Genomic DNA, 24,466 nt, shown 5'->3' on the forward strand with positions numbered 1-24,466 from the left:
GCCTCACAGCCCCAGCAGCGAGGGGTCGCCGCGCCCCTGCCGGACCAGCACGGCGTCGCCGCCCGTCCCCATCGGCACCAGGTCGATCACGGTGGTCGGCTGGTCCGGGCAGGGCCCGGCGCCGATCACCGCGTCGAGCTGCTGCTGGAAGCGGTCGCGGATCTGGCCGGGCTCGTTCAGCGCTTCGGCTTCGCCGGGCTCGATCAGCGTCGTGGCCAGCAGCGGTGCGCCGTGCATCGCCAGCAAATCCTGCAGGGCGCGGTGGTCCGGCACCCGCAGGCCGATGGTCTTGCGCTGGGGATGGCTCACGCGCCGCGGCACTTCGCGCGTGGCTTCGAGAATGAAGGTGAAAGGGCCGGGCGTGGCCGACTTCAGCAGCCGGTACTGCTTGTTGTCGACGCGCGCGTAATTCGCCACTTCGCTCAGGTCGCGGCACAGCAGCGTGAGGTGGTGCTTCTCGTCGACGCGGCGGATCTGGCGCAGCCGGTCGGCCGCCGCCTTGTCGTCGAGGTGGCAGGCGATGGCGTAGCTCGAGTCCGTGGGTACGGCCACGACGCCGCCCTTGGCGATGATCGCCACGGCCTGCTTCAGCAGGCGCGGCTGCGGATTGTCGGGATGCAGGTCGAAAAACTGCGCCATTTCAGCTCGCGGGTTCCTCGCGGCGCTCGCGCACCGTAAGCCAGGCGCCGGCGGCGCCGCAGAACGCGATCATGCCGATTCCGAACAAGGACAGGTGGTCCGGCACGTGGCCGAACACCAGCAGGCCGCCGATCATGGCGAAGCCGATCTGCGTGTAGAGGTAGGGCGTGAGCACCGCGGCCGGCGCGCGGTAGTAGGCCAGGATCAGCATGAAGTGGCCCACCGTCCCCATCAGGCCCATGAAGCAGAGCATCGCCCACAGCCAGGGATCGGCCAGCGACATCCAGACGAAGGGCAGCGCCAGCGATGCGGCGATGGTGCCCGTCCACCCCGTGTAGAGGTGCATCGTGATCGGGTCCTCCGTGCGCGCGAGCCGGCTGGTGAGCACCTGGAAGGCGGCGTTGGTGGCCACCAGCGCCAGCGGAATCAGGCTGGCCCAGCCGAAGGTGCCGGCGCCGGGGCGGATGATGATGAGCGTGCCCGCGAAGCCGCCGATCACCAGCGCCCAGCGCAGCGGCGACACCTGTTCGTGCAGCAGGCGCGCGGCCAGCAGCGTGATCACCAGCGGCGTGATCATCACGATGGCGGTGAACTCGCCCACCGGCAGGTAGCGCAGGCTGAGGAAGGCCAGCAGGCTGCTTATGAGCAGCAGGATGCCGCGCACGATGTGCCACATCAGCCGCCGCGTGCGCCAGATCTTCATGCCCTTCATGGGCAGCACGACGACGGTGGTGGCGATGGCCTGGAAGAAGTAGCGGAACCACAGCGCCATCATCAGCGGCACGCTGGCGGTCACGAACTTGGTGGTGGTGTCGAGCGCGCCGAAGCAGGCGCTGGCCCCGACCACCAGCGCGATGCCGGCCAGCACATGCGGCCGGCGCGCGGCGAGGCCGCCGCTCACCGGATGCGGTCGGCCAGCAGCTCCCAAACGGGCGTCAGCTGCCCCGGCAGGTAAGGCAGCTTGCCGAGGTCGGTGTGGCTTTCGTCGGGGCTGTGGAAGTCGCTGCCGCGCGAGGCGGCCAGGCCGAACTCGCGCGCGGTGTCGGCGTACTTCACGTATTCGGCGGCGGTGTGGCTGCCCGTCACCACCTCGACACCCCGGCCGCCGTGGGCCTTGAACTCGGTGAAGAGCGCGTATTCCTCGTTGGCGGTGAACTTGTAGCGCGCCGGGTGCGCGATGACGGCGATGCCGCCCGCGTCGGTGATCCACTGCACCGCGTGGCGCAGCGACGCCCAGCGATGCGGCACGTAGCCCGGCTTGCCGTCGGTGAGGAACTTGCGGAACACCTCGTTGGTGTCCTTGCAGGCGCCGATGTCCACCAGGAAGCGCGCGAAGTGGGTGCGCGAGATCAGCTCCGGATTGCCGACGTACTTCAGCGCGCCTTCGTAGGCGTCCTTGATGCCCACCTGGGCCAGGCCCGCGGCGATCTCGCGGGCGCGCGCGCCGCGGCCGCCGCGCGTCTCTTCCAGCCCCTGCTTCATGCGCGGGTCGTCGGCGTCGAAGCCCAGGCCCACGATGTGCACGGTCTCGCCGGCGAAGGTGACCGAGATCTCGGTGCCGGTGAGGTACTTCATGCCGTGCGCGTGCGCCGCGGCCGCCGCGCGCTGCTGGCCGCCGATCTCGTCGTGGTCGGTCAGCGCCCACAGCTCGACGCCGTTGGCGGCCGCGCGCGCGGCCAGGTCCTCCGGCGTCATCGTGCCGTCGGAAACCACGGAGTGGCAGTGCAGGTCGGCGTTGAGGATGGACACGCTCTCCATTCTACCGACGGGGTAGCATCGGCGCTCACGGAGGGACATGGCGATGCTCGTGGTGCACCACTTGAACAACTCGCGCTCGCAGCGCGTGCTCTGGATGCTGGAGGAACTGGGCGTGCCTTACGAGGTGCGCTTCTACCAGCGGGACCCGCAGACCATGCTCGCGCCGCCGGAGTTGCAGAAAGTGCATCCCCTGGGCAAGTCGCCGGTGATCACCGATGGCGACGTGACGCTCGCCGAGTCGGGCGCGATCCTGGAGTACCTGGTGGAGCGCTACGGCAATGGCCGCTTCATCCCCGCCGCCGGCACCCCGGAGCGGCTGCGGCACACCTACTGGATGCATTACGCCGAAGGTTCGCTGATGCCGCCGCTGCTGCTGAAGCTGGTGTTCGACCAGATCGGCAAGGCCCGGATGCCTTTCCTGGCGAGGCCGGTGGCGCGCGGCATCGCCGACAAGGTGCGGGGCACCTTCGTGCAGCCGCAGATCGAGCGGCACCTGGATTACCTCGAAGGCGAGCTGCGGGGTCGCGACTGGTTTGCCGGCCCGAACTTCACCGCCGCCGACGTGCAGATGAGTTTTCCGCTGGAGGCGGCGCAGGCGCGGGCGGGGCTGGACGGGAAGCGGCCGAACCTGCTGGCCTTCCTCTCGCGCATCCACGCGCGCCCGGCGTACGAGCGCGCGCTTGCCAAGGGCGGGCCTTACGACATCGTGGGGTGAGCTAGTTCAAGGCCCCGGCCTGCTTGCGGATGTCGTGCTCGGTGGCAAGCGCCACCTCGATCCCCAGGCTCAGGCCCGCGACGATCTCGTCGACCCGCATCGACGGCTGCCCCTGCTCCGGCAGGAAAGGCACGTGCACCAGGCCGCCGCGCACGCCCTGGAACCGCGGCTGGGCCAGGAGGTGCATCAAGCCGTAAAAGACGTGGTTGCAGACGAAGGTGCCGGCCGTTTGCGAGACCTCGGCATTGATGCCGGCCTTGAGCAGCGCCTGCAGCATCGCCTTGATCGGCAGCGAGGTGAAGTAGGCGGCCGGGCCGCCGGCCACCACGGGCGTGTCGATGGGCTGCGCGCCGGCGTTGTCGGGAATCCGCGCGTCGTTGACGTTGATGGCGACGCGCTCCAGCGACAGGGCGCCACGGCCGCCGGCTTGTCCGGTGCAGATGACCAAGGCCGGCTGGTGCTCCTCGACCAGCTGGGCCAGGCGCTGCAGCGACCGGCCGAAGACCGTCGGCACCTCGGCGCCTATCACCCGGCGCCCCGCGATGACGCGGCCATCCAGCGCATGGACGGCTTGCCAGCTGGGATTGACGTGGCTGCCGCCGAAGGGGTCGAAGCCGGTAACCAAAACGGGTGCCGGACTACGAACGGCTGGGCTGGGCGCTACTACCATCGGATCACTCTACAACAAGGAGAACGGCATGCGCTGGGAAGGCAATCGGGAATCGTCCAACGTCGAGGACATGCGCAGCAGCGGCGGCGGTGGCGGCGGCTTCGGCCTCGGCACCGGAACCATCGGCATCGGCACCATCGTGATCGCCCTGATCGGCGGCGCGGTGCTGGGCGTCAACCCGCTCACCCTGCTTGGCATCCTCACGGGTGGCGGCGGACCGGCCCCGCAAGTGCAGCAGCAAGGCCCGGCGCCCGCGCCGCCGGCCAACGATCCGCAGGCGAAGTTCGTCTCCACCGTGCTGGCCGATACCGAAGACGTGTGGACGCAGTTGTTCCAGCAGGGCGGCGCCACCTACCACGCCCCCAAGCTGGTGCTGTATCGCGGCTCCATCCGCACCGGCTGCGGCGCCGGCCAGGCGGCGATGGGTCCGTTCTACTGCCCGGCCGACTCCAAGGTCTACATCGACCTGGGCTTCTACGAAACCATGAAGAACAAGCTGGGCGCGCCCGGCGACTTCGCGCAGGCCTACGTGATCGCGCACGAAGTGGGCCACCACGTGCAGCACGAGCTGGGCATCACCGACCAGGTCGACCAGCAGCGCGCCCGCGGCAGCCAGGCCCAGGCCAACGCGATGAGCGTGCGGCTGGAACTGCAGGCCGACTGCTTCGCCGGGGTCTGGGGCCACCATGCGCAGAAGGCGCGCAACATCCTGGAGCAGGGCGACGTCGAGGAAGCCATGAATGCCGCGCAGAAGATCGGCGACGACGCCTTGCAGGCGAATTCCGGCCGTGCGGTCGTGCCGGAAAGCTTCACCCACGGCTCGAGCGCCCAGCGCCAGCGCTGGTTCAACACCGGCCTGCAGACCGGCAGCGTGAAGGCGTGCGACACGTTCAACGCGCGCAGCCTTTGAAGCACGGAGGCCGGCCTCCGGGTCCGGCCGTCCAGGGCCCGCGGCACGCTTTTTGCAGGAATGCGACAATAGCGGGCTAAGCAATGTCCGAAAACGCCTTTTCCCACCTCGCCCTCGCCGAACCCCTCGCCCGTGCCGTGGCCGAGATGGGCTACGAGTCCATGACGCCGATCCAGGCCCAGGCCATCCCCGTGGTCCTGCAGGGCCGCGACGTGATGGGCGCGGCACAGACCGGCACCGGCAAGACTGCCGCCTTCTCGCTGCCTCTGCTGCAGCGGCTGCTGAAGCACGAGAACGCATCGACCTCGCCCGCGCGCCACCCGGTGCGCGCCCTGGTGCTGCTGCCGACGCGCGAGCTGGCCGACCAGGTCGCGCAGCAGGTGAAGCTGTACGCCAAGCACACCAACCTGCGCAGCGCCGTGGTGTTCGGCGGCATGGACATGAAGCCGCAGACGGCCGAACTCAAGCGCGGCGTCGAGGTGCTGGTGGCCACGCCGGGCCGCCTGCTCGATCACATCGAAGCCAAGAACGCGGTGCTGAACCAGGTCGAGTACGTGGTGCTCGACGAGGCCGACCGCATGCTGGACATCGGTTTCCTGCCGGACCTGCAGCGCATCCTGTCCTTCCTGCCCAAGCAGCGCACCACGCTGCTGTTCTCCGCGACCTTCTCGCCCGAGATCAAGCGCCTGGCCAACAGCTACCTGCAGGACCCGGTGACCATCGAGGTCTCGCGGCCGAACGCCACGGCGTCGACGGTCGAACAGCATTTCTACAGCGTGCCCGACGACGAGAAGCGGCACGCCATCAAGCAGATCGTGCGCCAGCGCGGCATCACGCAGGCCTTCGTCTTCGTGAACAGCAAGCTCGGTTGCGCGCGGCTGGCCCGCACGCTGGAGCGCGAGGGCATGAAGACCACCGCGCTGCACGGCGACAAGAGCCAGGACGAGCGCCTGAAGGCGCTGGAAGCGTTCAAGAAGGGTGAGGTCGACCTGCTGGTCGCGACCGACGTCGCGGCCCGCGGCCTGGACATCAAGGACGTGCCGGCGGTGTTCAACTTCGACGTGCCCTTCAATCCCGAGGACTACATCCACCGCATCGGGCGCACCGGCCGCGCCGGCGCGTCGGGCCTGGCCGTGACGCTGGTCTCGCCGAGCGACACGCGGCTGATGGCCGACCTCGAGAAGCTGTTGAAGCACAAGGTGGAGATCGAGGCGCTGGAGTTCGACGAGGACCGTCCGCGCGGCCGCATCAACGACGGCCGCCGCGCCTGGCGCGAAGAGGAAGAGCGGCGCGAGGTTCGCCGCGACCGTGCGCCTTCGTACGAAGACCGCCGCCGCGAGCCGCGCAGCACGGCCGCGCCCAAGGATCCCTTCTTCGACCAGCCCTACCAGCCGCCGGAACGCGAAGCGGCCGCGACCTGGGAAGCGGGCGCCAAGCCGGCAGGCGGGCGCATCTCGGCGAACATCAAGCCGAAGCGCAAAGTGGCTGCGTTGTTCAAAGCGACGGAGACGACCTGATCCCGTCATCCCCGCGCAGGCGGGGACCCAGAGCGTTGAAGAAAAAGCCCGCGCAGCGGGCTTTTTCAATGCGGGCGCCCTGGATTCCCGCCTGCGCGGGAATGACAAGGCATTACTCACCCGGCGCCTGCGCCTGCTCGCACTGCTCCTGGATCAACTCGTGCCGGCCATCCGGCGCGAGCCGCAGCGCGCTGAGGCAGCCGCCCCAGACACAACCCGTGTCCAGGGAGATGAGGTCCGGCCGCCGCAGGTAGCCCAGCGTCGACCAATGCCCGAACGCGATGGGGACGCCGGCCGTGCGCCGGTCCGGCACGTCGAACCACGGCAGCAGCCCCGGCGGTGCCTTGTGCAGCCCGCCGGAAGCCCGCAGGTCCATCACGCCTTCGGGCGTGCAGAAGCGCAGGCGCGTCAACGCGTTCACCACGACCCGCAGCCGGTCCCAGCCCCCCAGCGCGTCATCCCAGTGGTCGGGTTGGTTGCCGTACATGTGCGCGAGGAAATCCGGCAGCTGCGGCCCGCGCAGCACCGCCTCGACCTCGCCTGCCAGCGCCAGCACCTGCCGCAAGTCCCAGGCCGGCAAGACGCCGCCATGCACCATCAGCAAACCGTGCGCATGGATTGCCATGGCGCGGTGCCGCAGCCAGTCCAGCATGGCATCGCGGTCGGCCGCGCCGAGGATGCTGTCCATGGTGTCGTTGCGGTGCGGCGCCCGGTTGCCTTGCGCCACCGCGAGCAGGCTCAGGTCGTGGTTCCCGAGCAGGCATTGCGCGGAGTCGCCGTAGCCCATGAGGCGGCGCAGCACGGCATCCGAGGCCGGGCCGCGGTTCACGAGGTCGCCCAGGAAGTAGAGGGTGTCGCGGCTCGGGGAGAACGCGATCTTCGCAAGCAGGCGGCCGAGCGGGGCGTCGCAGCCCTGCAGGTCGCCGATCAGGTAATACGCCATGGCCTTGCAGTACAGTGCAAGCGTGCCATTCTCCAGTGATTCATGGATTTCCTGCTGATCGCCTTCCTCACCCTGCTCAACGGCCTGTTCGCCATGTCCGAAATGGCGCTCGCGTCCAGCCGCAAGGCGAGGCTCGCGGCAATGGCCGAAACCGGCGACGGGGGCGCGCAGGCGGCGCTCAAGCTGATGGAGCACCCGACGCAGTTCCTGTCGACGGTGCAGGTGGGCATCACCTCCATCGGCATCCTCAATGGCATCATCGGCGAGGCCGCCTTCAGCGCGGAACTCGCCGCCTGGCTGCAGGGCCACGGCGTGCCGGCGCGCTACGCCGCCGTCGCGGCCACGGCCATCGTGGTGGCCGCCATCACCTACGTCACCATCCTGTTCGGCGAGCTGGTGCCCAAACGCATCGGACAGCTCTATCCCGAAACGGTCTCGCGCGTCGCGGCCCGTCCCATGCGCTGGCTCGCCAAGGCGGCCGGGCCTTTCGTCAAGCTGCTGTCCGCGTCGACGCAGGCGATGTTGAAGCTGCTGGCCATCGACACCACCACGCCGCGCGGCATGACCGAGGAGGAGATCGCGCACAGCCTGGAAGAGGGCGTGGACGCCGGCGTGATCGAGCAGCACGAGCACCAGATGGTGCGCAACGTGTTCCACCTGGACGACCGCCCGCTCACCTCGATGATGATTCCGCGGCTGGACATCGGCTGGCTGGAAGCGACGATGCCCGTGCGCGAATGCCTCGAGCGCGCCGGCCAGGGCGAGCCGCACTCCTGGTACCCGGTGTGCCGTGGCTCGCTCGACGACGTGGTCGGCGTGGTGAGCGTGGCCAAGCTGCTGTCGCTGGGCCCCAACCACGAAGGCCCGGTCGAGCCGCACGCGGTGCCGGCGCGCTTCGTGCCTGAAACCCTGAGCGGCATGGAATTGCTGGAGCACTTCCGCACCGAAGCCGCGCGCCTGGTGTTCGTCGTCGACGAGTACGGCGTGGTGCAAGGCCTGCTGACGCCGCACGACCTGCTGGAGGCGATCACCGGCGAGCTGCAGCCCGCCGCGGCCACCGAAGCCTGGGCCACGCAGCGCGAGGACGGCTCCTGGCTGCTCGATGGCCTGATGCCGGTGTCCGAACTGAAGGCCCGCCTCGACATCCGCGAGCTGCCGGGCGAGGACAAGGGCCGCTACAACACGCTGGCCGGCCTGCTGATGTCGGTGTCCGGCAGCCTGCCGTCGCCGGGTGAGCGTATCGACATCGACGAATGGGTGTTCGAGGTGGTGGACCTGGATGGCCGCCGCATCGACAAGGTGCTGGCCGTGCACGTGCCGCAGCCGGAGCCGGCGGCCGCGCAGGCTTGATGGAGGAGGGGAGTCCGATGTCGGAACCGATGTACTACGAGAAGCCGGTGCTGCTCGATCGCACGAAGCACCGCAAGCGCAAGGTGAAGCCCAGCACCAGTTTCGCCTTCGCGCGCCGCGCCAATTCGGTCTACCTCGCCGGCGTGGAGTTCGGCGAGGCCTGCAAGGAATACGCGGTGGTCTTCACCCGCGGCGCCAACGGCAAGGTGCTGCCGGTGGTGATGCTGGGCCTGCGCGCGCGCGAGAACCTGTTCGTCGATGCGCAGAACCGCTGGACCGGCCGCTACATCCCGGCCTTCGTGCGCCGCTATCCCTTCGTGCTGGCCGAACTGCCCGGGCAGTCGCTGGGCGTCTGCATGGACGAGGCCTATGCCGGCCTGAACGACGAGGAGGGCGAGCCGCTCTTCGACGACGCGGGCAAGGACACGCCCTTCCTGCGCAACGCGCTCGATTTCCTCACGCAGTACCAACGCGAGTACCTGCGCACCGAGGCTTTCTGCCAGAAGCTGGAGCAGGCGGGCCTGCTGACCGAGATGAACGCGCGCGCCGACCTGGTGGACGGCCGCAGCTTCACGGTGGGCAGCGTGCTGGTGGTCGACGAAAAGAAGCTGCTGGCGCTGCCCGATGCCACGGCGCTGGGGCTGTTCCGCTCCGGTGAGCTGCACCTGGTTTCGATGCACCTGCTGTCGCTGTCCAACATGCAGCGGCTGGTGGACCGGCTGGCGGAGCCGGGCGCCAAGGGCCTGGCGGCCGATCAGGCGGCGCTGCTGGAGTAACGCGCGGGGTCGATGACCTCGATCGCGCCTTCGGCCACCCACTGGCCCAGCAGCGCTTCGAGCTTGGCGCGCTCCATCCGCGTCCGCGTGAGCACCCACTGGCGGTTCACGGGGCGGCTGCTCATCACCGACAGCATGCGGTAGATCTCGGCGGTACGGCCGGCCTCGGTCAGTTCCGGCCAGGCCTTGAGCCGGTAGATCAGGTCGGCGCCGGGCACGCGGCTGGCCGGGCGGGACTCGCTGAACGAGCCCGTCTCCCGGCGGCCGAACAGGCGGCGCATGGCGGTGAAGGGCAGTGTGAGCATGCGTACAGTTTCCTGTACGGATCAGTTACCGTGTTAGGCGATTGGTCGTACCACGGTCAGCGGATTGCCTAAGCCGGATGTTGTCAGTTGGACAGCCAGCGGACGGTGGCGAGCCCCAGGGCGGTCAGCAGCAGCGAGCCTGCCAGGTGGGTTACCGCGATGGTGAGCGCCCACCCAGTGCGCCCGCTCACGAGCTGGTTGACGACTTCGGCGGAGAAGGTCGAGAAGGTCGTGAGCCCGCCCAGCACCCCGGTCACCAGGAAAAGTCGCAGCTCCGGCGGCAGGTCCGGCCGCAGCGCCAGCCAGCCCAGGACCAGCCCGATGGCATAGCCCCCGAGCAGGTTGGCCGCCAGCGTGCCCAGCGGCAGGTCGGGCAGCAGCGGATTCAGCCGGGTGCCCAGCACCCAGCGCAGCAAGGCGCCGCATGCGGCGCCGGTTCCTATGGCGGCAATGGAACTGAGCATGGGCGGCACTTATACACTTTGTGGGCACGCCCGCTGCGCCGGCCTCTGCAAGAATGGCTCCCAGGGAAGCAATGCAGAACAAGAACGAGCCTCGCGTTCCGGACCGGCTCTACGCCGCGCTGATCGGCCTGGGTTACCTGCTGGCCGGCCTGGTCTGGATCGGCTTTTCCGACGAGGCCGGCAGCCTGCTGTTCTCCTCGTCCGAAACCCTCACCCGCTACCAGACCTACAAGGGCGCCGCCTTCGTCACGGTCACCGCTTTGCTGGTGTTCGTGCTGGCGGCGCGCCGCGTCGGGCTGGTCGAGCCGCCGCCGGTGCGCCGGCGCGGGCCCAGCCTCAGCGCCCTCTTGGCCGGACTGGTGCTGGTGACCGCGCTGCCGCTGGTGGTGCTGATCGGCTTCGACCTGGTGCGCCTCACCGAGAGCCGGGCCACGGAGGCCAATGCGCTGGCGCAGGGAGCGGCCAAGTCCACCGCTTCTTCCGTGGAGTCCTTCCTGGAAGAGCGGGCGCGCCTCGCGCAGGTGCTGGCGCGCCGGCCCCTGGTGCTGGCGGTGCACGGCGACAAGTGCGATCCCCTGCTCACCGAGGTGGCGGGACTGCACGAGGAGCTGCGCAACATCGCCGTGCTGGACCTGCAGGGCGAGATGGTCTGCGCCGCCCATCCCGGCTTCTACGTGCCGGTCACGGCGCAGCAGCTGGCGGGGCAGGGCGTCGGCCTGGTGAGCCCGCCGGTGGCGGCGCCGGCGGGCCCGACGCTGGCCCTGACCTATCCCGTGCGGACGCCGGGCAACGAACTGGTGGGCAGCGTGCAGCTGCTGGTGGCGGCCTCGTTCCTGGAACGGCTGGTCGCCAACGACGCGCCCAAGGGCGTGGTGGGCACCTTGATCACGGCCCAGGGTTACGTGCTGGCGCGCTTCCCGGCCCTGCCGGGCTTGCTGGGCAAGCGCATGCCGAACGTCTCGACTTTCATCGGCCCCTTGCAAGGCGGGGGCGACCGCGTGGTGGCCAAGGGCATCGACGGCGTCGAGCGCTTCTACGCGATGCGGCGCGTCGGCAATTCGGACCTGCTCGCCGTCGCCGGCGTGGACGTCGACGAAACGCTGGGGCCCGTGCGCGCTGGCGCCTTGCGCTCGCTGGGCATCGCGGGCGCGGTGCTGCTGCTCGCCGCGCTGCTGGTGACATCCATCGTGCGCCGCATTGCCGCGCCGATGAAGGGCCTGGCGCTGGCGGCCGACGCCGTGGCGGCCGGCCAGTTCGACCGGCGCTCGCCCGAGGCCGGCCCGCGCGAAGTGGCCGCCGTGGCGGCGCAGTTCAACCGCATGCTGGACCGGCTGCCGGCGCTGGAGCATGCGCTGCGCGAAAGCGAGTCGCGCCATCGCACGCTGCTGGAGAAGCTGTCGCGCAACATTCCCGGCATGATCTTCCAGCTGCGCATGACGGACGCGGGCCACGCCTCGCTGCCGTTCGCGAGCGAAGGCATCCTGCCGCTGTTCGAGGTGCTGCCGGAGCAGGTGCGCGAGGATGCGTCGCCGGTGCTGGCGAGCGTGCACCCGGAGGACGCGGAGAAGATGGCCCGCGCGCTGGAAGACTCGCGCCGGGGCCTGAGTTACCTGGCCCTGGAGTTCCGCGTGCTGTTGCCGAGCCGGGGCCTGCGCCACTACCTCACCTACGCGCAGCCCGAGCGCGAGGAGGGCTCCGTGCTGTGGCATGGCTGCACAGTAGACGTCACGCCGCTGGAACAGGCGCAGCAGGCGCTGCGCCTGGCCAACGAGAACCTGGAGGCGCGCGTGGCCGACCGCACGCGGGCGCTGGCGGCCGCCAACGAATCGCTGGAAAGTTTTTCCTATTCGGTGGCCCACGACCTGCGCGCGCCGCTGCAGGCCATCGAGGGATTCAGCGACGCGCTGCCTGCGCTGATGCAGGCGGGCGACCGGGAACGGACCGAACGCCTGGTGCAGCGCATCGTGGCCAACACGGCGCAGATGGGACGCATGATCGACGGTTTGCTGGCGGTGGCGCGCGCGGGCAAGGAGCAGCTGGCGGATGAAGAGGTGGCGCTCGTGGCCCTGGTGCAGGACTTGCTGGCCGAACTGAAGGTGCCGGCGGGCACGCGCGTGGACATCGGCGCGTTGCCGGTGGTGCGCGCCGACCCGGCGAGCCTGCGCCAGGTGTGGTGGAACCTGCTGGCGAACGCCCTGAAATTCACCAGCCGCCGCGACGATGCGCAGGTCGCCATCGGCAGCGAGCGCCAGGGCGACGAGCTCGTGTTCTTCGTGCGCGACAACGGCGCGGGTTTCGATCCGCAGTTCGCCGGCCGCCTCTTCACCGCGTTCCAGCGCCTGCACGATGCGAACGAATTCGAGGGCAGCGGCATCGGGCTGGCACTGGCGCGCCGCGTCGTGGAAAGCCACGGCGGCCGGATCTGGGCGCAGGGCCGCCCCGGCGAGGGCGCGACCTTCTACTTCAGCCTGCCGGCGAGCCGCGCGGCCTAGCGCCAGGCGTCGAGCGCGGCGCGGGTCTGCTCCCACAGTTGCTGCAGGCGCGCGTGGCGCTCGCTCGCGTCACCCGGCCAGCCTTCCTTCGCGAGTGCCTCGAGCTCGCCCGCCTCCTGGTGCAAGGCGATCGCGCCGACGTTGCCGGCCGAACCCTTGAGCGCATGCGCCGCGGCCGCAAGGGCCTCGCCGTCGTGCGCGGCGATGGCAGCGGCTATCGCCTCCAGCCGCGCCGGCGTGTCCTGGCGAAACAGGGCGATCACCTCGCGGGTCATGCTGAGGTCTTCGTCTTCGAACTCGCGGAATTCCTCCAACCGCCCGAAGTCCATCAGTGGCGCGGCGGGTGCGCTCGCCGCGGACGGCTCCACCGCAGCGGGCGCCGAGGCCACGCCGCCGATCCACTTCTCCAGCGCCTGCGCCAGCGCCGCCACCTGCAGCGGCTTGGTCAGGTAATCGTCCATGCCGGCTTCGATGCAACGCGCACGGTCTTCCGCCGACGCCGCCGCCGTCACGGCGATGATGGGCGGCGCCGCCTTGCCGCGCGCCGCCTGGATCTGCCGCGTGGCCTGCAATCCGTCGACGTCCGGCATGTTGACGTCCATCAGGATCGCATCGAGCCGCTCGCCCCGGGCCGCCGCATGCGCCACGGCTTCGACCGCCTCGCGGCCGTCGCCGGCGGTGCGCACCTCGTAGCCCAGTTTCAGCAGGATCGCGCAAGCCACCTTGAGGTTGACCGCGTTGTCGTCCGCCACCAGCACCGTTGCATTCTTCCGCGCCCCCGGTCCGGCGCCTCCGCTCTGGCCGGCCGCATCTTCGGCCGAAACGCAGCGCAGGATGGTTTCGAACAGCTGGTTCTGGCGCGCCGGCTTCAGCAGCCGCGCGCGGAACAACTTGGCGGAGTCGTCGGCGGCCGGCATGAAGCCGGAGCTCAGGAGCACCAGCGGAATGCGCGCCCACGCGGCCTGTGCCTTGACGGCGCGCGCGAAGGCGACCCCATCCATCTCCGGCATGTGCATGTCGGTCACGATCACGTCCGGGAGGCTGCCCGCGCCCTGCAGCAGCGCCAGCGCTTCCTGCGCCGATGCCGCGGCGCTGACTTCCATGCCCCACAGCTGCAGCTGGCGCGTGAGCACGCGCACGTTGGTGGCGTGGTCGTCCACCACCAGCACGCGGATCGCCTTCAGGCGGCCGGCATCGGCCAGGCTGAAGTTCTCCGCCAGCTCGGTCACCGGCGCCGCGATGGTGAACCAGAAGGTCGAGCCCTGGCCGGCGGTGCTCTCGACACCGATCTCGCCCCCCATCAGCTCCACCAGCCGCTTGCAGATCGCGAGTCCCAGGCCGCTGCCGCCGTACTTGCGCGTGGTCGACGCATCGACCTGCGAGAAGGCCTCGAACAGCGAACCGACGCGATCGGCGGGAATGCCGATGCCGGTGTCGCTGACGCGGAACTCCAGCACCGCGCGGCCCTGGCCGTCGTCGGCCGAGCGCGAGCGCACGTGCACGGCCACTTCGCCGCTCGGCGTGAACTTGACGGCATTGTTCACCAGGTTGATCAGCACCTGGCGCAGGCGCGTGATGTCGCCCTTGACCGCCGCGGGCACCGCGCCGGGGCCGTGCTCCGCGATGTCGATGATCAGCTCCAGGCCTTTTTCGCGCGCGCGCGGCGCGGCGATGTCGCAGGCCTCCTCGATGGCACCGCGCACGCTGAGCGGCTCGGCCTCGAGCTCCAGCTTGCCGGATTCGATCTTGGAGAAGTCCAGCACGTCGTTGATCACTGCCAGCAGCTGGTCGCTGGACAGGCGGATGGTCTGCAGGTAGTCGCGCTGCTCCGGGTCGAGCGGCGTCTCGGCCAGCAGCGTGCTCATGCCCACCACGCCGTTCAAGGGCGTGCGGATCTCGTGGCTCATGGTGGCGAGGAAGGCCGCCTTGGCCTGCGCGGCGGCCAGGGCTTCCTCGCGCGAGGCGTTCAGTTGCGCCGTGCGTTCTTCGACGCGCGCTTCGAGCGTCTCGTTGGCCTGCTGCAGCGCGACGGCATCCGCCTCGACCTGCCTGCGATACGCCTGCAGCTGCTCGGCGCTGTCGTGCAGCACTTCCGAAAGCCGGCGCAGCTCGCGGATGCGCGTGCCGTCCTCGCGCACCGGCACTTCGCCGCGCCCGAGCTGTTCCGCCGCGAGCGACAGCCGCCCCAGCCGCTTGCCGAAGCCGCGCGCCAGCAGGAAGGCGATCAGCGTGCCGAGCGCGATCAGCGCCGCGCCGACGATCGCGGCCTGCCGGAAAGCGCGCTGGATGTCGCCGGTGAAATCGCTCTCGGGTGCGGCGACGACCAGCGTCCAGCGCAGGCCGAGCGCCTCGCCGAAAGGCCGCTGCACCATCAGCAGCGCGCCATCGGCTTGCGCCAGCCGCTGCAGGCTGGTGTCGGCCTGCACGGTGTCGGCGGTGCGGTGCGCGCGCAGCGTTTCCAGCGCGTCGAAGCCGGCGCGGATCACGGGGTTGGCGCTGTCACGCGGCGTGCGTTGGGTGAAGCCGCCCCCGGTCTTCACGAACAGCGCGTCGCCGGCGGAGCTGGCCACCAGCGCGCCACGGTCGTCGACGATGAAGGCGCCGCCGCGCGAGCTGATGCGCTGCGTGCGCAGCACGTTGGCCAGCTCCTGCAGGAACAGGTCCGCCGCCACCACGCCGGCCGCGCCGCCGTCGTCGTCGAACACCGGCTGCGCCAGGCTCACCATCAGCTGGCGGCCGTCGGGCGCCACGCGCACCGGCGTGAAGACGCGGTCCTTCGCCTGCATCGCGCCGGTGTACCAGGGGCTGGTGCGCGGCTCGAAGCTCGCGGCCTCGGTGGCGACCTGGCGGCTGCGGTCACCGGGCGCCTGGGCCAGCCAGAAGCTGCGGCCGGCGCCGCTGCTGCGGGTGGCGACGCGCGTGCCGTCGGACGTCGCTTCGACGCCGAAGTATTCGCCGCGCAGGTTGGCGAAGTGCAGGGCCGGCACCTCGCGCGACTGGCGCGTGAGCGCGAAGGCGGCTGGTTCGAAGCGCGCCGGCTCGCGCAGCAGCGCGCGCGCCCGTGCCAGCTCGGGGCCCGCGAGGCGCTCCGGCAGCACGCCATTCAACACGTCGTGCGCCTGGCGCAGCTGCGATTCGGTGCCGGCCTGCACGCGCGAGGCCACCTGCCCGAGCACGGTGCCCGCGAGCTGTTCGACGGAGGCATTCGCGGCGCGGCCCAGCAGGACGGCCACCAGCACGGCGGGGACCGTGGCCAACAGCACCAGCGTGATGGCCAGGAGGCGGCGCAGCGTCATCAGGCGGCTTCGGCTTCGGATTCGGTCTCGGTCGGCAGGGCCAGGCCCACCAGCTCCGCCGCGTCCATCGGCTGCGGGCGGCCCGGCAATTCCAGCAGCGCGCGGCGGCCGGTGCGCACGGCGCCGGTCACCAGGCGCAGCGTGGCCACGCTCATCGCGATCGGCCAGCCCTGGCCGCGCGCCTGCTTCTGCAGCAGCATCGCGGAGGTGACCGCTTCACCGACCGGCAGCTTGAGCATGCCGCCATGCAGCCCGTCCTGCAGCAGCGTCAGCGTGACCGGGCCGCTGTTGAGCGCCACGTTCACTTCGAAGGGAGGCAGTTCACGTCCGCCGTAACGGGTTTCCAGGTACTTGGCGATGCCGTGGCCCGATTCCACGAGTCCCAGCGCGGTGCGTGCCGCGCGCAGGCCGTGGTTGACGGTGCGAGTGTTGGTGTCGTCGGAGAAGACGGCCAGCAGGCCCTCGCCGACGAACTGCATGGAGCGCGCGCCGAACAGGTGGGCGGTGTCGTTGGCGCTGCCGTAGAACTTCTTCACCAGCTCGGTGAGCTCGGCGGCTTCCAGCTTCTGCGCCACCTCGGCATAGCGCGGGATGTCGACGAAGAGGACGGTGGCGGATTCGAAGCGCTCGTCGCCGGCGCCGCCCTGGCCGCTGGGCCAGCGCTCGCTGAGCTCGTGCGCCAGGCGCGTCTCGTACAGCCGGGCCAGCTCGTGCTTTTGCTCGACCAGCGCGTTGCTCACGGCCGATTCGATGGCCATCGCCTGCAGGTTGGCCTGGACTTGCCGCTTGTTCAGCTGCGCGGCGACCGCGTCGCGCAGTTCGCCCGGCCGGAAGGGCTTGGTGATGTAGTCGTCGGCACCCGTCGTCATGCCGATGCGCATGTGGGCGCGCTCTTGCAGCGAGGTGAGCAGGATGACGGGAGTGGCGGCGAGCTCGGGCGACTGCCTCAGCTGCGCGAGCATCTCGAAGCCGTTCATTTCCGGCATCTGGACGTCGCTGATCACGAGGTCGGGCTGGCGGTCCTGGCACAGCAGCAGGCCGGTGCGGCCGTTCTCGGCGGCCGCAACCGTGTGGCCTTCCTTCTTCAGCACCGACGTGACGAGCGTGCGCGTGGCCGCATCGTCCTCCATCAGAACGATCATTGCCATGGTTCGGGGAATTCCTTCAAGCTTGCGGAGGCGGCGCGGACCGCACGCCTCCGCCCCGGCATCTTAACGCCGGGTCCCCGACCGCGGCGGGATCAAGCCGACAGGTCGGGCTTGAGCTCCTGCAGGGGGATCACGCCCTGGTCGCCGTCTTCGTACAGCAGGAAGGCCACGTTGCCCATCGCGCGCCAGCAGGCCACGAAGTTCTGGCCCTGGAACACCGCGGTGGCGGCATGGAACTCTTCGTGCTGGCCCGCTTCCAGGCGGCCGAGCACCAGCTTGCTGGCGCAGGCGGCTTCGGACAGGCGGACCGAGTCGTTGCCCTGGCGAGCGACGAGGTCCTGGGCAAAGCTGGGCGCCGCGGCGAAAGCGGCGGCAGCGACTGCGGCGGCGAGGGCAAAGGCTTTCATTCGGGTTCTCCGGTGTTAAAGCGCGTCTTCAGCGGTAGGAAGAACTGATCTCGGCGCCACGGAGCGAATGCTCGCGCCAGCGCCGCGCGCCCCCTGTAGGACCGGCGGTGTCAGCAGCGTGCGCGAAATGCGGTTAAGCAGCGCGGTGTTTGGGAGGAAGCCGCCAGCCACGGCTGACACGGATTCCGGGCCGCGCCGCGGAAGTGTGGAATATGTCAGCTCAGGCCGACGACCGGCACGCTGGCGCCGTGGATGGCGGCGGCCGCGTCCGAGGCCAGGAAGGCAATCACTTGCGCCAATTGCGCCGGCGCGACCCAGCGCGCCGGATCCGCATCGGGCATGGCCGCGCGATTCTCCGGCGTGTCGATGATGCTGGGCAGGACGCAGTTGACGTTGATGCCGTGCTCGCGCAGTTCCGCCGCCATGCTTTCGGTGATGCGCAGCACCTCCGACTTGGCGGCGATGTACGCGCCCATCTTGCCGGCCCCGCGCAGCGCGGAATTGGCGCCCACGTTGACCACCTTGCCGCGGCCGCGCGCCACCATGCCGGGCACCACCGCCTGCACCGCGTTGAGCAGGGTGCGCACGTTCAGGTCCTGCATCTTCTGCCAGTCGCCGGCCGCGGTGGCGTGCACCGGGTCGCCCATCGCGAAGCCGCCCGCCAGGTTGCACAGGACGTCGATCGGCCCGAGCTTGCCGACCGCGGCCTGCAGCGCATCGGGCTGCAGCAGGTCGGCGACGACGAAGACGCGTTGCGCATCCTCGCCGCCGTACACCTTGGCCAGGCCTTCGCGCTTGCGTCCCAGCAGGGCCACCTTGTCGCCCTGTTGAACGAAGGTCTCGGCCACCGCGCGCGCGAGGTTGCCCGCGGCGCCGGTGACGAGGACGAGGCGGGCCATGGGCTTCAGGCTTCGACCTTCAGCACGCCGCGGCGGATCTGGTCGCGCTCCAGCGACTCGAACAGCGCCTTGAAGTTGCCGTTGCCGAAGCCGTCGTCGCCGGCGCGCTGGATGAACTCGAAGAACACCGGGCCCAGCATGGTCTCGGAGAAGATCTGCAGCAGCAGGCGCTTCTCGCCCTTCTCGGTCGTGCCATCAAGCAGGATGCCGCGGGCCTGCAGCTCACCCACCGGCTGGCCGTGTCCGGGCAGGCGCTCCTCCAGCATCTCGTAGTAGATGTCGTTGGGCGCCGTCATCAGCTTGACGCCCGCCATCTGCAGCGCGTCGACGGTCTCGATCAGGTTGTCGGAGGCCAGGGCCACGTGCTGGATGCCCTCGCCGCTGAACTTCATCAGGAATTCCTCGATCTGGCCCGAGGTCTTGCCGGCTTCCTCGTTCAGCGGGATGCGGATCAGGCCGTCCGGCGCCGACATCGCCTTGGAGGTGAGGCCGGTGTACTCGCCCTTGATGTCGAAGTACTTGATCTCGCGGAAGTTGAACAGCTTTTCGTAGAACGCCGCCCAGTGCGCCATGCGGCCGCGGTAGACGTTGTGCGTCAGGTGGTCGATGACCTTCAGGCCGTAGCCCTTGGGATGGCGTTCCACGCCGGGCAGCCACTCGAAGTCGATGTCGTAGATCGACTTGCCGTCCTCGAAGCGGTCGATCAGGTACAGCGGCGCGCCGCCGATGCCCTTGATGGCCGGCAGCCGCAGTTCCATCGGGCCGGTGGGGATCTCGATCGGCTGCGCGCCGAGTTCGAGGGCGCGGTTGTAGGCCTTGTGCGAGTCCTGCACCCGGAAGGCGAGGGCGCAGGCCGACGGGCCGTGCTCGGCGGCGAAGTAGCCGGCGAAGCTCTTGGGCTCGCGGTTGACGATGAAGTTGATGTCGCCCTGGCGGTACAGCAGCACGTCCTTGGAACGGTGCCGGGCCACCAGCGAGAAGCCCATCTTCTCGAACAGGGGCTCCAGGACGTTGGGGGTGGGGGAAGCGAACTCGACGAACTCGAACCCGCATAAACCCATGGGGTTGTCGAACAGATCAGCCACAAGCAGACTCCTGCGAAGAAAAACGAACGGAAGGCGAAGCGGAAGGCGCGTTCGTCAGGCGGGAGGCGCGCACGGCACGCCGCGCACGCTGCGTGCGAGGTGGTCACCGTGGAAAAGCGCGAAGCCGGGCATGGTCTGGAGCCTGCGATTGTCCGCCCTCGGGCGCGAAGCCGCAAGCAACAGTTAGCATTCCCGTATGCGGATCCTGCTGGTCGAAGACGACAAGGTGCTGGCCGACGCGCTCACGCGCGCGCTGGTCCAGTCGGCGCACGCCGTCGACAGCGTCAGCACGGGCGAGGAGGCCGACCACGCGTTGGCCCTGGGCATCTACGACCTGGCCATCCTCGACATCGGCCTGCCCGGCCTGTCGGGCCTGGAGGTGCTCAAGCGCCTGCGGGCCCGCAAGTCGACCACGCCGGTGCTGATGCTCACGGCTTTCGACACGATGGAGGACCAGGTCCGCGGCCTCGACCTCGGCGCCGACGACTACCTGTCCAAGCCCTTCGACCTGCCGGTGCTGGAGGCGCGGGTGCGCGCCCTGCTGAGGCGGGGCACCAATTCCACGCCTTACCTGGAGCACGGCCTGCTGCGCTTCGATACGGTGGGGCGGCGCGTCTTCCACGACAAGAAGCCGCTGGAGCTCTCTCCGCGCGAACTGGCGGTGCTGGAACTGCTGCTGATGCGCGAGGGCCGGGTGGTGAGCAAGGAGCAGATGGTCAACCACCTGTACGGCTGGGGCGACGAGGTCGGCGACAACGCTATCGAGGTCTACGTCTACCGCCTGCGCAAGAAGCTGGAGCCCCTGGGCTGCGAGATCCGCACGGTGCGCGGCATGGGCTACCTGATGGAGCGCGGCGATGCAGCGCCCTGAGCCGCTGCTGCAGCGCAAGCTGCTGGCCTGGCTGCTGGGACCCTTGTTCTTCCTGCTGGTGCTGGACACCGCGGCGGCGTACTGGACCTCGCTGCGCTTCTCGCACGTTGCGTACGACCGCGCGCTGCACGAGATCGCCCGCGAAATCGTGCTGCACGTGAAGCCGGGCGAGCCGCGGCCGCGGCTGGAGTTATCGGAGAGCGCGGAGAAGGTGCTGCTGCTGGACCAGGAAGACCAGCTGCACTATCGGCTGTCGGCCCAGGACGGCGCGCCGCTCGGCGGCGACCCCGGCTTGCCGTCGCCCGGCGCCGGCCTGCCGCGCAATGGGCAGCCGCACTTCTACGGCGCCCGGCTGCACGACCAGCCCGTGCGCATGGTGGCGGCCTGGATGCCGATCGCCGAAACGCCGGGTGCGCCGCTGGTGCTGGTGCAGGTGGCCGAGACGCTGAACAAGCGCACCCGCCTGGCCTGGGAAATGGTGGCCAACGTGGTGCTGCCGCAGCTGCTGCTGATCGTGGCCGCCACCGCGGTGGTCTGGTTCGGCGTCTCGCGCGGCCTGCAGCCCTTGCAGCGGTTGCGCCGCGCCGTTTCGGATCGCTCCCACCTCGACCTGAGCCCGATCGCGTTGGAGGACGTGCCGGGCGAAGTGCGGCCCGTGGTGGAAGAGGTCAACGAACTCATGGCGCGGCTGGGCAAGACCTTCGATTTCCAGAACCGCTTCGTGGCCGACGCGGCCCACCAGCTGAAAACCCCGGTGAGCGGCCTCAAGGCGCAGATCGAGCTGGCGCTGCGCGAAACGGACCCCGAGCGGGTGCGGCATTCGCTCGCCCAGCTGTACATCAGCGCGGATCGCCTGTCGCGGCTGGTGCGGCAGCTGCTCTCGCTGGCACGCAACGAGCCGGGCGCGCTCGACACGGTGCAGCTGCGGCCGCTGGACCTGCATGCCTTCGCGCTGGAGGTGAGCATGGAATGGGTGCCGCAGGCCATCAAGCACGACGTCGACCTCGGCTTCGAGGGGCCGGACGAGCCGCTGATGATCGACGCCGACCACGACCGCCTGCGCGAACTGATCAACAACCTGATCGACAACGCCATCCGCTACAGCCACCAGCATGGCCGCGTGACGGTGCGCACCGGCCGCAGCGCCGACGGCCACGCGCAGCTGGCGATCAGCGACGACGGCCCGCGCATCCCGGTGGCGGAACGTGCGCGCATCTTCGAGCGCTTCCACCGCCTGCTGGGAACGCAGGCCGACGGCAGCGGCCTGGGGCTGGCGATCGTGAGCGAGATCGCCACCTTGCACGGTGCGCGCATCACGCTGGAGGAAGACACCGACGGGGTCGGCAACACCTTCAGCGTGTTTTTCCGGCTGCGTACGTAGAACCCACACGCGAAAACAGCCGCTGTAAGCGGGCTGAAAGCTGGCGTCCAAGTTGCTGACAGGCCAGGTCCGTAGCCTCGCAGGCATCGGCAGCGCAGTGCTTCCGGTGCCCCATTCCCCTGCGAGGAGACAACATGTCCGACGTCACGAGCCCGGTATTCTGGCTCGCCCTTTCCCAGATCATCCTGATCAACATCGTGCTGTCCGGCGACAACGCCGTGGTGATCGCCCTGGCCTCCCGCTCGCTGCCGCCGCACCAGCAGAAGAAGGCCATCCTCTTCGGCTCGGTGGGTGCCATCGTGCTACGGCTGGTCCTGACTTTCTTCGCGGTCTACCTGCTGACGCTCCCCTACCTGAAGCTGATCGGCGCGGCGCTGCTGCTGTGGATCGGTATCGGCCTGCTGAAGGGCGACGACGACGGCGAGGACATCGAAGGCAACTCCAGCCTGATGGCCGCGGTCAAGACGATCGTTGTCGCCGACCTGGTGATGAGCCTGGACAACGTGATCGGCGTGGCCGCCGCCGCCAAGGGCGACGTCGCGCTGCTGGTGATCGGCCTCGTGATCAGCATCCCGCTGATCATCTTCGGCAGCACCATCATCCTGAAGCTGATGACGCGCTTCCCTGTCATCATCACCCTCGGCGCCGCGCTGCTGGGCTGGGTGGCCGGCGAGATGTGCCTGAGCGATCCGGCCATCCACCACTGGGTGGAGCAGCAGCCGCACGTGCTGCACTACATCGTGCCGGCTGCCGGTGCGCTGCTCGTGGTCGCCCTCGGCAAGTGGCTGGCCAGCCGCTCCGCCGCCGAAGGCGCGGAAGCCAAGGCCGCCGGCGCGGAAAAGCCGGCCCACTGAGCGAGCCCGCGCGATGGGACAGCTTCTCGTCCCGGTGGACCCGTACGACGCGGGCCGCACCCGCTCCGCGGTGGAGCAGGCGCTGCGCATCCAGCGGGACGAACCCGCCGTGCACATCCGCCTGCTGCGCGTGCAGCCCCGCATGTCGGGGCACGTGGCCGGCTACTTCGGCAACCGCGAGCTGCAGCTGCTGCAGCACGAGGCCGGCACGGAGGACCTGCAGTTTGCCGAGGGCCTGCTCAAGGCGGCCGGTGCGGACTTCACCAGCACGGTGCTGGTGGGCCGCGGCGCCGAGACCATCGCCCAGGCGGCGCGCCAGTACGGCTGCGACCGCATCGTCTTCGGCGACGAGCCGCCCAGCCTGGCGGGCCGCATGTTCGGCTCGCTGGCGCAGCAGGTGCGGCACCTGCTGGGAGGCGCGTCAGTGCAGGTGATCGGGTCCTGAGCGTAGGGTGGGTTCGCGCCAGCGACCCCACCATGCCCTCACTCCTCCGGCCGCCCCAGCGGCTCCTTCTCGCCGGTAGGCGCCACGCCCAGCACCTGGATCAACTTCCCCAGGTCGCGATCCAGCCGCGCCAGCGTCGCTGCATCGAGGTGCGCGAGGGCATCCGGCAGCACGCCGGTGAACGGCCCCGGCGCCTTGCGCAGCACGCGCGTGCCTTGCGCCGTCACGCGCAGCTGCACCGCGCGGCGGTCGCTGCCGGAACGCTCCGCGGCCAGCAGCCCGCCTTCCAGCAGCGGCTTGATCAGGTTGCTCGCCGTCGATTGATGCACGTCCATCGCGCGCGCCAGGGCGCTCACGCCGATGCCCGGCTCGCCGGCCACCACGCTGAGCGCCCACACCTGCGCGCCCGCGACGCCCGCCTGGCGTTCGACGCTGCGGAAGTGCGCCTTCACCGTGTTGAACACCAGCCGGAAGCGGCGCAGCACGCGCGTGGCGGGTTCGTTCAGCGGGTCGGACGTGGCGAGCCGCGGCTTGCGCGTGGTGCGGGAGGGGCTGGTCGGCATGGGGAAATCATAGGGCCCGCGACGCGCTGCTATACTCGCGGCCTCCTGAAATGCCCAGGTGGCGGAATTGGTAGACGCACTAGTTTCAGGTACTAGCGGGTAACTCCGTGGAGGTTCGAGTCCTCTCCTGGGCACCAATGAATTGGTGAAAGAAGCCGGCCTTGCGCCGGCTTCTTTCATTGCACCTGCGCGCTGAGCGCGCGCGCCGTCTCCAGGACCGCCTTCGCATAGCGCTCGTCGTAGCGGTGCGCCGGCATGGTCAGCGTGAGCGCCGCGGCCAGCGTGCCGTCGGCGCTGAACACCGGCGCCGAGATGCCCGAGACCCCCGGCAGGCGATCGCCTTCGGCCGCGAGAAAGCCGTTCCTGCGGACGGTGGCGTAGAGCCGGCGTTCGCTCGCGCTCGCGGTGGCGGCCAGCTCCGGGTCGAAGGCGCACAGCACCCGCCCGCCCGTTCCCTGCCGCAGCGGCAGCACGTCGCCCGCCTTGATGTGGTCGCGCACCGGATGCGGCGAGTCCACCCGGTACAGGCACAGGCGCACTGCGTCCGCGCCCCTGCCCTGGCGCACGTGATAGGCCGCGCTTTCGCCCGTGCGGTCCACCAATTGCCGCAGCAGGGGCAGCACCACCCGGTCCAGCGAGAACGAAGCCGCGTAGATGGCATGCAGCCGCGCGATCTCGCGGCCCAGCGCATAGCGCCCGTCGTCCAGCCGCTGCACGCATTGCGCGTGCTCCAGCGACGCCAGCAGCCGCAAGGCGGTGCTCTTGTGCAGCCGGCAGCGCTCGGCCAGTTCGGCCAGCGACAGGGCGGCGTCGCCGCTGCGGAACGCGCCCAGCAGCGTCAGGGCGCGGTCGACCGCGGCGGCGCCACCGGGCGCGGCATGGTCGTCGGCGACGGAGGCGGTCAGGGACTTGCGCGGCATGTTGACTTCCGGGACGGCGTAGGCCAATATTTCATTAGAAAGAATTGCGTTCTATCCT

The 24,466-nt window shown here is 69.9% G+C and carries 24 protein-coding genes and 1 tRNA gene; 11 read left to right on the top strand and 14 right to left on the bottom strand.

Annotated elements, in window-relative coordinates; all coding sequences use genetic code 11:
• Positions 1–3: 3 nt before the first annotated feature.
• Genes LZ009_RS05190 through LZ009_RS05200 form a run of 3 tightly spaced genes read right to left on the bottom strand, consistent with a single transcriptional unit; the run spans position 4 to position 2,397 of the window.
• Positions 4–639 (bottom strand): L-threonylcarbamoyladenylate synthase, encoded by a 636-nt coding sequence (locus tag LZ009_RS05190; RefSeq protein WP_275696801.1) that lies wholly within the window; start codon positions 637–639, stop codon positions 4–6.
• A 1-nt stretch (position 640) separates the two neighbouring features.
• Entirely contained in the window at positions 641–1,540 is a 900-nt protein-coding gene (locus tag LZ009_RS05195) for a DMT family transporter (RefSeq protein WP_275696802.1), read from the bottom strand.
• A complete protein-coding gene (locus tag LZ009_RS05200) occupies positions 1,537–2,397 on the bottom strand; it encodes a 3',5'-nucleoside bisphosphate phosphatase (RefSeq protein ID WP_275696803.1) in 861 nt (286 codons plus the stop codon). The genes LZ009_RS05195 and LZ009_RS05200 overlap by 4 nt, the downstream gene beginning before the upstream one ends.
• A 43-nt stretch (positions 2,398–2,440) precedes the next feature.
• Here LZ009_RS05200 and LZ009_RS05205 point away from each other — a divergent pair, with 43 nt between their 5' ends.
• A complete protein-coding gene (locus tag LZ009_RS05205; RefSeq protein WP_275697119.1) occupies positions 2,441–3,112 on the top strand; it encodes a glutathione S-transferase family protein in 672 nt (223 codons plus the stop codon).
• A gap of 1 nt (position 3,113) precedes the next feature.
• Here the strand turns inward: LZ009_RS05205 and pcp are convergent, their stop codons facing one another.
• Positions 3,114–3,782, bottom strand: coding sequence for a pyroglutamyl-peptidase I (pcp, locus tag LZ009_RS05210; RefSeq protein WP_275696804.1), 669 nt, complete (start codon positions 3,780–3,782; stop codon positions 3,114–3,116).
• Between the two features lie 28 nt (positions 3,783–3,810).
• Between pcp and ypfJ the strand changes: the two genes are divergently transcribed.
• Together ypfJ and LZ009_RS05220 are read left to right on the top strand one after the other, a co-directional pair.
• A complete protein-coding gene (ypfJ, locus tag LZ009_RS05215) occupies positions 3,811–4,692 on the top strand; it encodes a KPN_02809 family neutral zinc metallopeptidase (RefSeq protein ID WP_275696805.1) in 882 nt (293 codons plus the stop codon).
• A gap of 83 nt (positions 4,693–4,775) precedes the next feature.
• Positions 4,776–6,209 (top strand): DEAD/DEAH box helicase, encoded by a 1,434-nt coding sequence (locus tag LZ009_RS05220; RefSeq protein WP_275696806.1) that lies wholly within the window; start codon positions 4,776–4,778, stop codon positions 6,207–6,209.
• 112 nt (positions 6,210–6,321) lie between these two features.
• Here the strand turns inward: LZ009_RS05220 and LZ009_RS05225 are convergent, their stop codons facing one another.
• A complete protein-coding gene (locus LZ009_RS05225; protein ID WP_275696807.1) occupies positions 6,322–7,152 on the bottom strand; it encodes a symmetrical bis(5'-nucleosyl)-tetraphosphatase in 831 nt (276 codons plus the stop codon).
• A gap of 42 nt (positions 7,153–7,194) precedes the next feature.
• Here LZ009_RS05225 and LZ009_RS05230 point away from each other — a divergent pair, with 42 nt between their 5' ends.
• Together LZ009_RS05230 and LZ009_RS05235 are read left to right on the top strand one after the other, a co-directional pair.
• On the top strand, positions 7,195–8,502 hold the full coding sequence (locus LZ009_RS05230) for a hemolysin family protein (protein ID WP_275696808.1): 1,308 nt from the start codon (positions 7,195–7,197) through the stop codon (positions 8,500–8,502).
• A gap of 17 nt (positions 8,503–8,519) precedes the next feature.
• Positions 8,520–9,278, top strand: a complete 759-nt coding sequence (locus LZ009_RS05235; RefSeq protein WP_275696809.1) for a SapC family protein — start codon at positions 8,520–8,522, stop codon at positions 9,276–9,278.
• Here the strand turns inward: LZ009_RS05235 and LZ009_RS05240 are convergent.
• Both LZ009_RS05240 and crcB read right to left on the bottom strand, forming a co-directional pair.
• Positions 9,257–9,583, bottom strand: a complete 327-nt coding sequence (locus tag LZ009_RS05240; RefSeq protein WP_275696810.1) for a hypothetical protein — start codon at positions 9,581–9,583, stop codon at positions 9,257–9,259. The genes LZ009_RS05235 and LZ009_RS05240 overlap by 22 nt on opposite strands.
• Before the next feature lie 83 nt (positions 9,584–9,666).
• Positions 9,667–10,047 carry a fluoride efflux transporter CrcB gene (gene crcB, locus LZ009_RS05245; protein ID WP_275696811.1) on the bottom strand — a complete coding sequence of 127 codons (381 nt, stop codon included), beginning with the start codon at positions 10,045–10,047 and terminating at the stop codon, positions 9,667–9,669.
• 71 nt (positions 10,048–10,118) lie between these two features.
• On the opposite strand from crcB, the gene LZ009_RS05250 reads away from it, so the two are divergent.
• Entirely contained in the window at positions 10,119–12,539 is a 2,421-nt protein-coding gene (locus LZ009_RS05250) for an ATP-binding protein (protein WP_275696812.1), read from the top strand.
• Here LZ009_RS05250 and LZ009_RS05255 read toward each other — a convergent pair.
• From LZ009_RS05255 to hppD, 5 genes are all read right to left on the bottom strand, one after another.
• Positions 12,536–15,835 carry a response regulator gene (locus LZ009_RS05255; RefSeq protein ID WP_275696813.1) on the bottom strand — a complete coding sequence of 1,100 codons (3,300 nt, stop codon included), beginning with the start codon at positions 15,833–15,835 and terminating at the stop codon, positions 12,536–12,538. The genes LZ009_RS05250 and LZ009_RS05255 overlap by 4 nt on opposite strands.
• The gene (locus LZ009_RS05260) at positions 15,835–16,983 is read right to left on the bottom strand and encodes a response regulator (protein WP_275696814.1); all 1,149 of its coding nucleotides are present in this window, start codon (positions 16,981–16,983) and stop codon (positions 15,835–15,837) included. The genes LZ009_RS05255 and LZ009_RS05260 overlap by 1 nt, the downstream gene beginning before the upstream one ends.
• Before the next feature lie 92 nt (positions 16,984–17,075).
• Positions 17,076–17,390 (bottom strand): hypothetical protein, encoded by a 315-nt coding sequence (locus LZ009_RS05265; RefSeq protein WP_275696815.1) that lies wholly within the window; start codon positions 17,388–17,390, stop codon positions 17,076–17,078.
• Positions 17,391–17,605: 215 nt separating this feature from the next.
• Positions 17,606–18,289 carry an SDR family NAD(P)-dependent oxidoreductase gene (locus tag LZ009_RS05270; RefSeq protein WP_275696816.1) on the bottom strand — a complete coding sequence of 228 codons (684 nt, stop codon included), beginning with the start codon at positions 18,287–18,289 and terminating at the stop codon, positions 17,606–17,608.
• Between the two features lie 5 nt (positions 18,290–18,294).
• Positions 18,295–19,374 (bottom strand): 4-hydroxyphenylpyruvate dioxygenase, encoded by a 1,080-nt coding sequence (gene hppD / locus LZ009_RS05275; protein ID WP_275696817.1) that lies wholly within the window; start codon positions 19,372–19,374, stop codon positions 18,295–18,297.
• 196 nt (positions 19,375–19,570) lie between these two features.
• Between hppD and LZ009_RS05280 the strand changes: the two genes are divergently transcribed.
• The 4 genes from LZ009_RS05280 to LZ009_RS05295 all read left to right on the top strand — a co-directional run bounded on the left by LZ009_RS05280 (position 19,571) and on the right by LZ009_RS05295 (position 22,925).
• The gene (locus LZ009_RS05280; protein ID WP_275696818.1) at positions 19,571–20,245 is read left to right on the top strand and encodes a response regulator transcription factor; all 675 of its coding nucleotides are present in this window, start codon (positions 19,571–19,573) and stop codon (positions 20,243–20,245) included.
• Positions 20,232–21,626: a sensor histidine kinase gene (locus LZ009_RS05285; RefSeq protein WP_275696819.1), complete on the top strand. Its 1,395-nt coding sequence runs from the start codon at positions 20,232–20,234 to the stop codon at positions 21,624–21,626. The genes LZ009_RS05280 and LZ009_RS05285 overlap by 14 nt, the downstream gene beginning before the upstream one ends.
• Positions 21,627–21,760: 134 nt before the next feature.
• Positions 21,761–22,480, top strand: a complete 720-nt coding sequence (locus LZ009_RS05290) for a TerC family protein (protein WP_275696820.1) — start codon at positions 21,761–21,763, stop codon at positions 22,478–22,480.
• 13 nt (positions 22,481–22,493) lie between these two features.
• Positions 22,494–22,925 carry a universal stress protein gene (locus LZ009_RS05295; protein WP_275696821.1) on the top strand — a complete coding sequence of 144 codons (432 nt, stop codon included), beginning with the start codon at positions 22,494–22,496 and terminating at the stop codon, positions 22,923–22,925.
• 38 nt (positions 22,926–22,963) lie between these two features.
• On the opposite strand, the gene LZ009_RS05300 is transcribed toward LZ009_RS05295, so the two are convergent.
• The gene (locus tag LZ009_RS05300; RefSeq protein WP_275696822.1) at positions 22,964–23,488 is read right to left on the bottom strand and encodes a MarR family winged helix-turn-helix transcriptional regulator; all 525 of its coding nucleotides are present in this window, start codon (positions 23,486–23,488) and stop codon (positions 22,964–22,966) included.
• Between the two features lie 52 nt (positions 23,489–23,540).
• Between LZ009_RS05300 and LZ009_RS05305 the strand changes: the two genes are divergently transcribed.
• Positions 23,541–23,625: transfer RNA gene (locus tag LZ009_RS05305), tRNA-Leu, on the top strand.
• Positions 23,626–23,664: 39 nt separating this feature from the next.
• On the opposite strand, the gene LZ009_RS05310 is transcribed toward LZ009_RS05305, so the two are convergent.
• The gene (locus LZ009_RS05310; RefSeq protein WP_275696823.1) at positions 23,665–24,408 is read right to left on the bottom strand and encodes an IclR family transcriptional regulator; all 744 of its coding nucleotides are present in this window, start codon (positions 24,406–24,408) and stop codon (positions 23,665–23,667) included.
• Positions 24,409–24,466 lie beyond the last annotated feature (58 nt).

The sequence above is a fragment of the Ramlibacter paludis genome (genome assembly GCF_022012305.1).
Classification (GTDB): domain Bacteria; phylum Pseudomonadota; class Gammaproteobacteria; order Burkholderiales; family Burkholderiaceae_C; genus Ramlibacter; species Ramlibacter paludis.

Coding starts and splice junctions, on each gene's coding strand:
- LZ009_RS05295 (WP_275696821.1), top strand. CDS start 22,494: ATGGGACAGCTTCTCGTCCCGGTGGACCCGTACGACGCGGGCCGCACC.
- LZ009_RS05255 (WP_275696813.1), bottom strand. CDS start 15,835: ATGACGCTGCGCCGCCTCCTGGCCATCACGCTGGTGCTGTTGGCCACG.
- LZ009_RS05230 (WP_275696808.1), top strand. CDS start 7,195: ATGGATTTCCTGCTGATCGCCTTCCTCACCCTGCTCAACGGCCTGTTC.
- LZ009_RS05250 (WP_275696812.1), top strand. CDS start 10,119: ATGCAGAACAAGAACGAGCCTCGCGTTCCGGACCGGCTCTACGCCGCG.
- LZ009_RS05240 (WP_275696810.1), bottom strand. CDS start 9,583: ATGCTCACACTGCCCTTCACCGCCATGCGCCGCCTGTTCGGCCGCCGG.
- LZ009_RS05285 (WP_275696819.1), top strand. CDS start 20,232: ATGCAGCGCCCTGAGCCGCTGCTGCAGCGCAAGCTGCTGGCCTGGCTG.
- LZ009_RS05290 (WP_275696820.1), top strand. CDS start 21,761: ATGTCCGACGTCACGAGCCCGGTATTCTGGCTCGCCCTTTCCCAGATC.
- LZ009_RS05205 (WP_275697119.1), top strand. CDS start 2,441: ATGCTCGTGGTGCACCACTTGAACAACTCGCGCTCGCAGCGCGTGCTC.
- LZ009_RS05270 (WP_275696816.1), bottom strand. CDS start 18,289: ATGGCCCGCCTCGTCCTCGTCACCGGCGCCGCGGGCAACCTCGCGCGC.
- LZ009_RS05300 (WP_275696822.1), bottom strand. CDS start 23,488: ATGCCGACCAGCCCCTCCCGCACCACGCGCAAGCCGCGGCTCGCCACG.
- pcp (WP_275696804.1), bottom strand. CDS start 3,782: ATGGTAGTAGCGCCCAGCCCAGCCGTTCGTAGTCCGGCACCCGTTTTG.
- LZ009_RS05265 (WP_275696815.1), bottom strand. CDS start 17,390: ATGAAAGCCTTTGCCCTCGCCGCCGCAGTCGCTGCCGCCGCTTTCGCC.
- LZ009_RS05200 (WP_275696803.1), bottom strand. CDS start 2,397: ATGGAGAGCGTGTCCATCCTCAACGCCGACCTGCACTGCCACTCCGTG.
- LZ009_RS05220 (WP_275696806.1), top strand. CDS start 4,776: ATGTCCGAAAACGCCTTTTCCCACCTCGCCCTCGCCGAACCCCTCGCC.
- ypfJ (WP_275696805.1), top strand. CDS start 3,811: ATGCGCTGGGAAGGCAATCGGGAATCGTCCAACGTCGAGGACATGCGC.
- LZ009_RS05260 (WP_275696814.1), bottom strand. CDS start 16,983: ATGGCAATGATCGTTCTGATGGAGGACGATGCGGCCACGCGCACGCTC.
- LZ009_RS05225 (WP_275696807.1), bottom strand. CDS start 7,152: ATGGCGTATTACCTGATCGGCGACCTGCAGGGCTGCGACGCCCCGCTC.
- crcB (WP_275696811.1), bottom strand. CDS start 10,047: ATGCTCAGTTCCATTGCCGCCATAGGAACCGGCGCCGCATGCGGCGCC.
- LZ009_RS05235 (WP_275696809.1), top strand. CDS start 8,520: ATGTCGGAACCGATGTACTACGAGAAGCCGGTGCTGCTCGATCGCACG.
- LZ009_RS05280 (WP_275696818.1), top strand. CDS start 19,571: ATGCGGATCCTGCTGGTCGAAGACGACAAGGTGCTGGCCGACGCGCTC.
- LZ009_RS05310 (WP_275696823.1), bottom strand. CDS start 24,408: ATGCCGCGCAAGTCCCTGACCGCCTCCGTCGCCGACGACCATGCCGCG.
- LZ009_RS05190 (WP_275696801.1), bottom strand. CDS start 639: ATGGCGCAGTTTTTCGACCTGCATCCCGACAATCCGCAGCCGCGCCTG.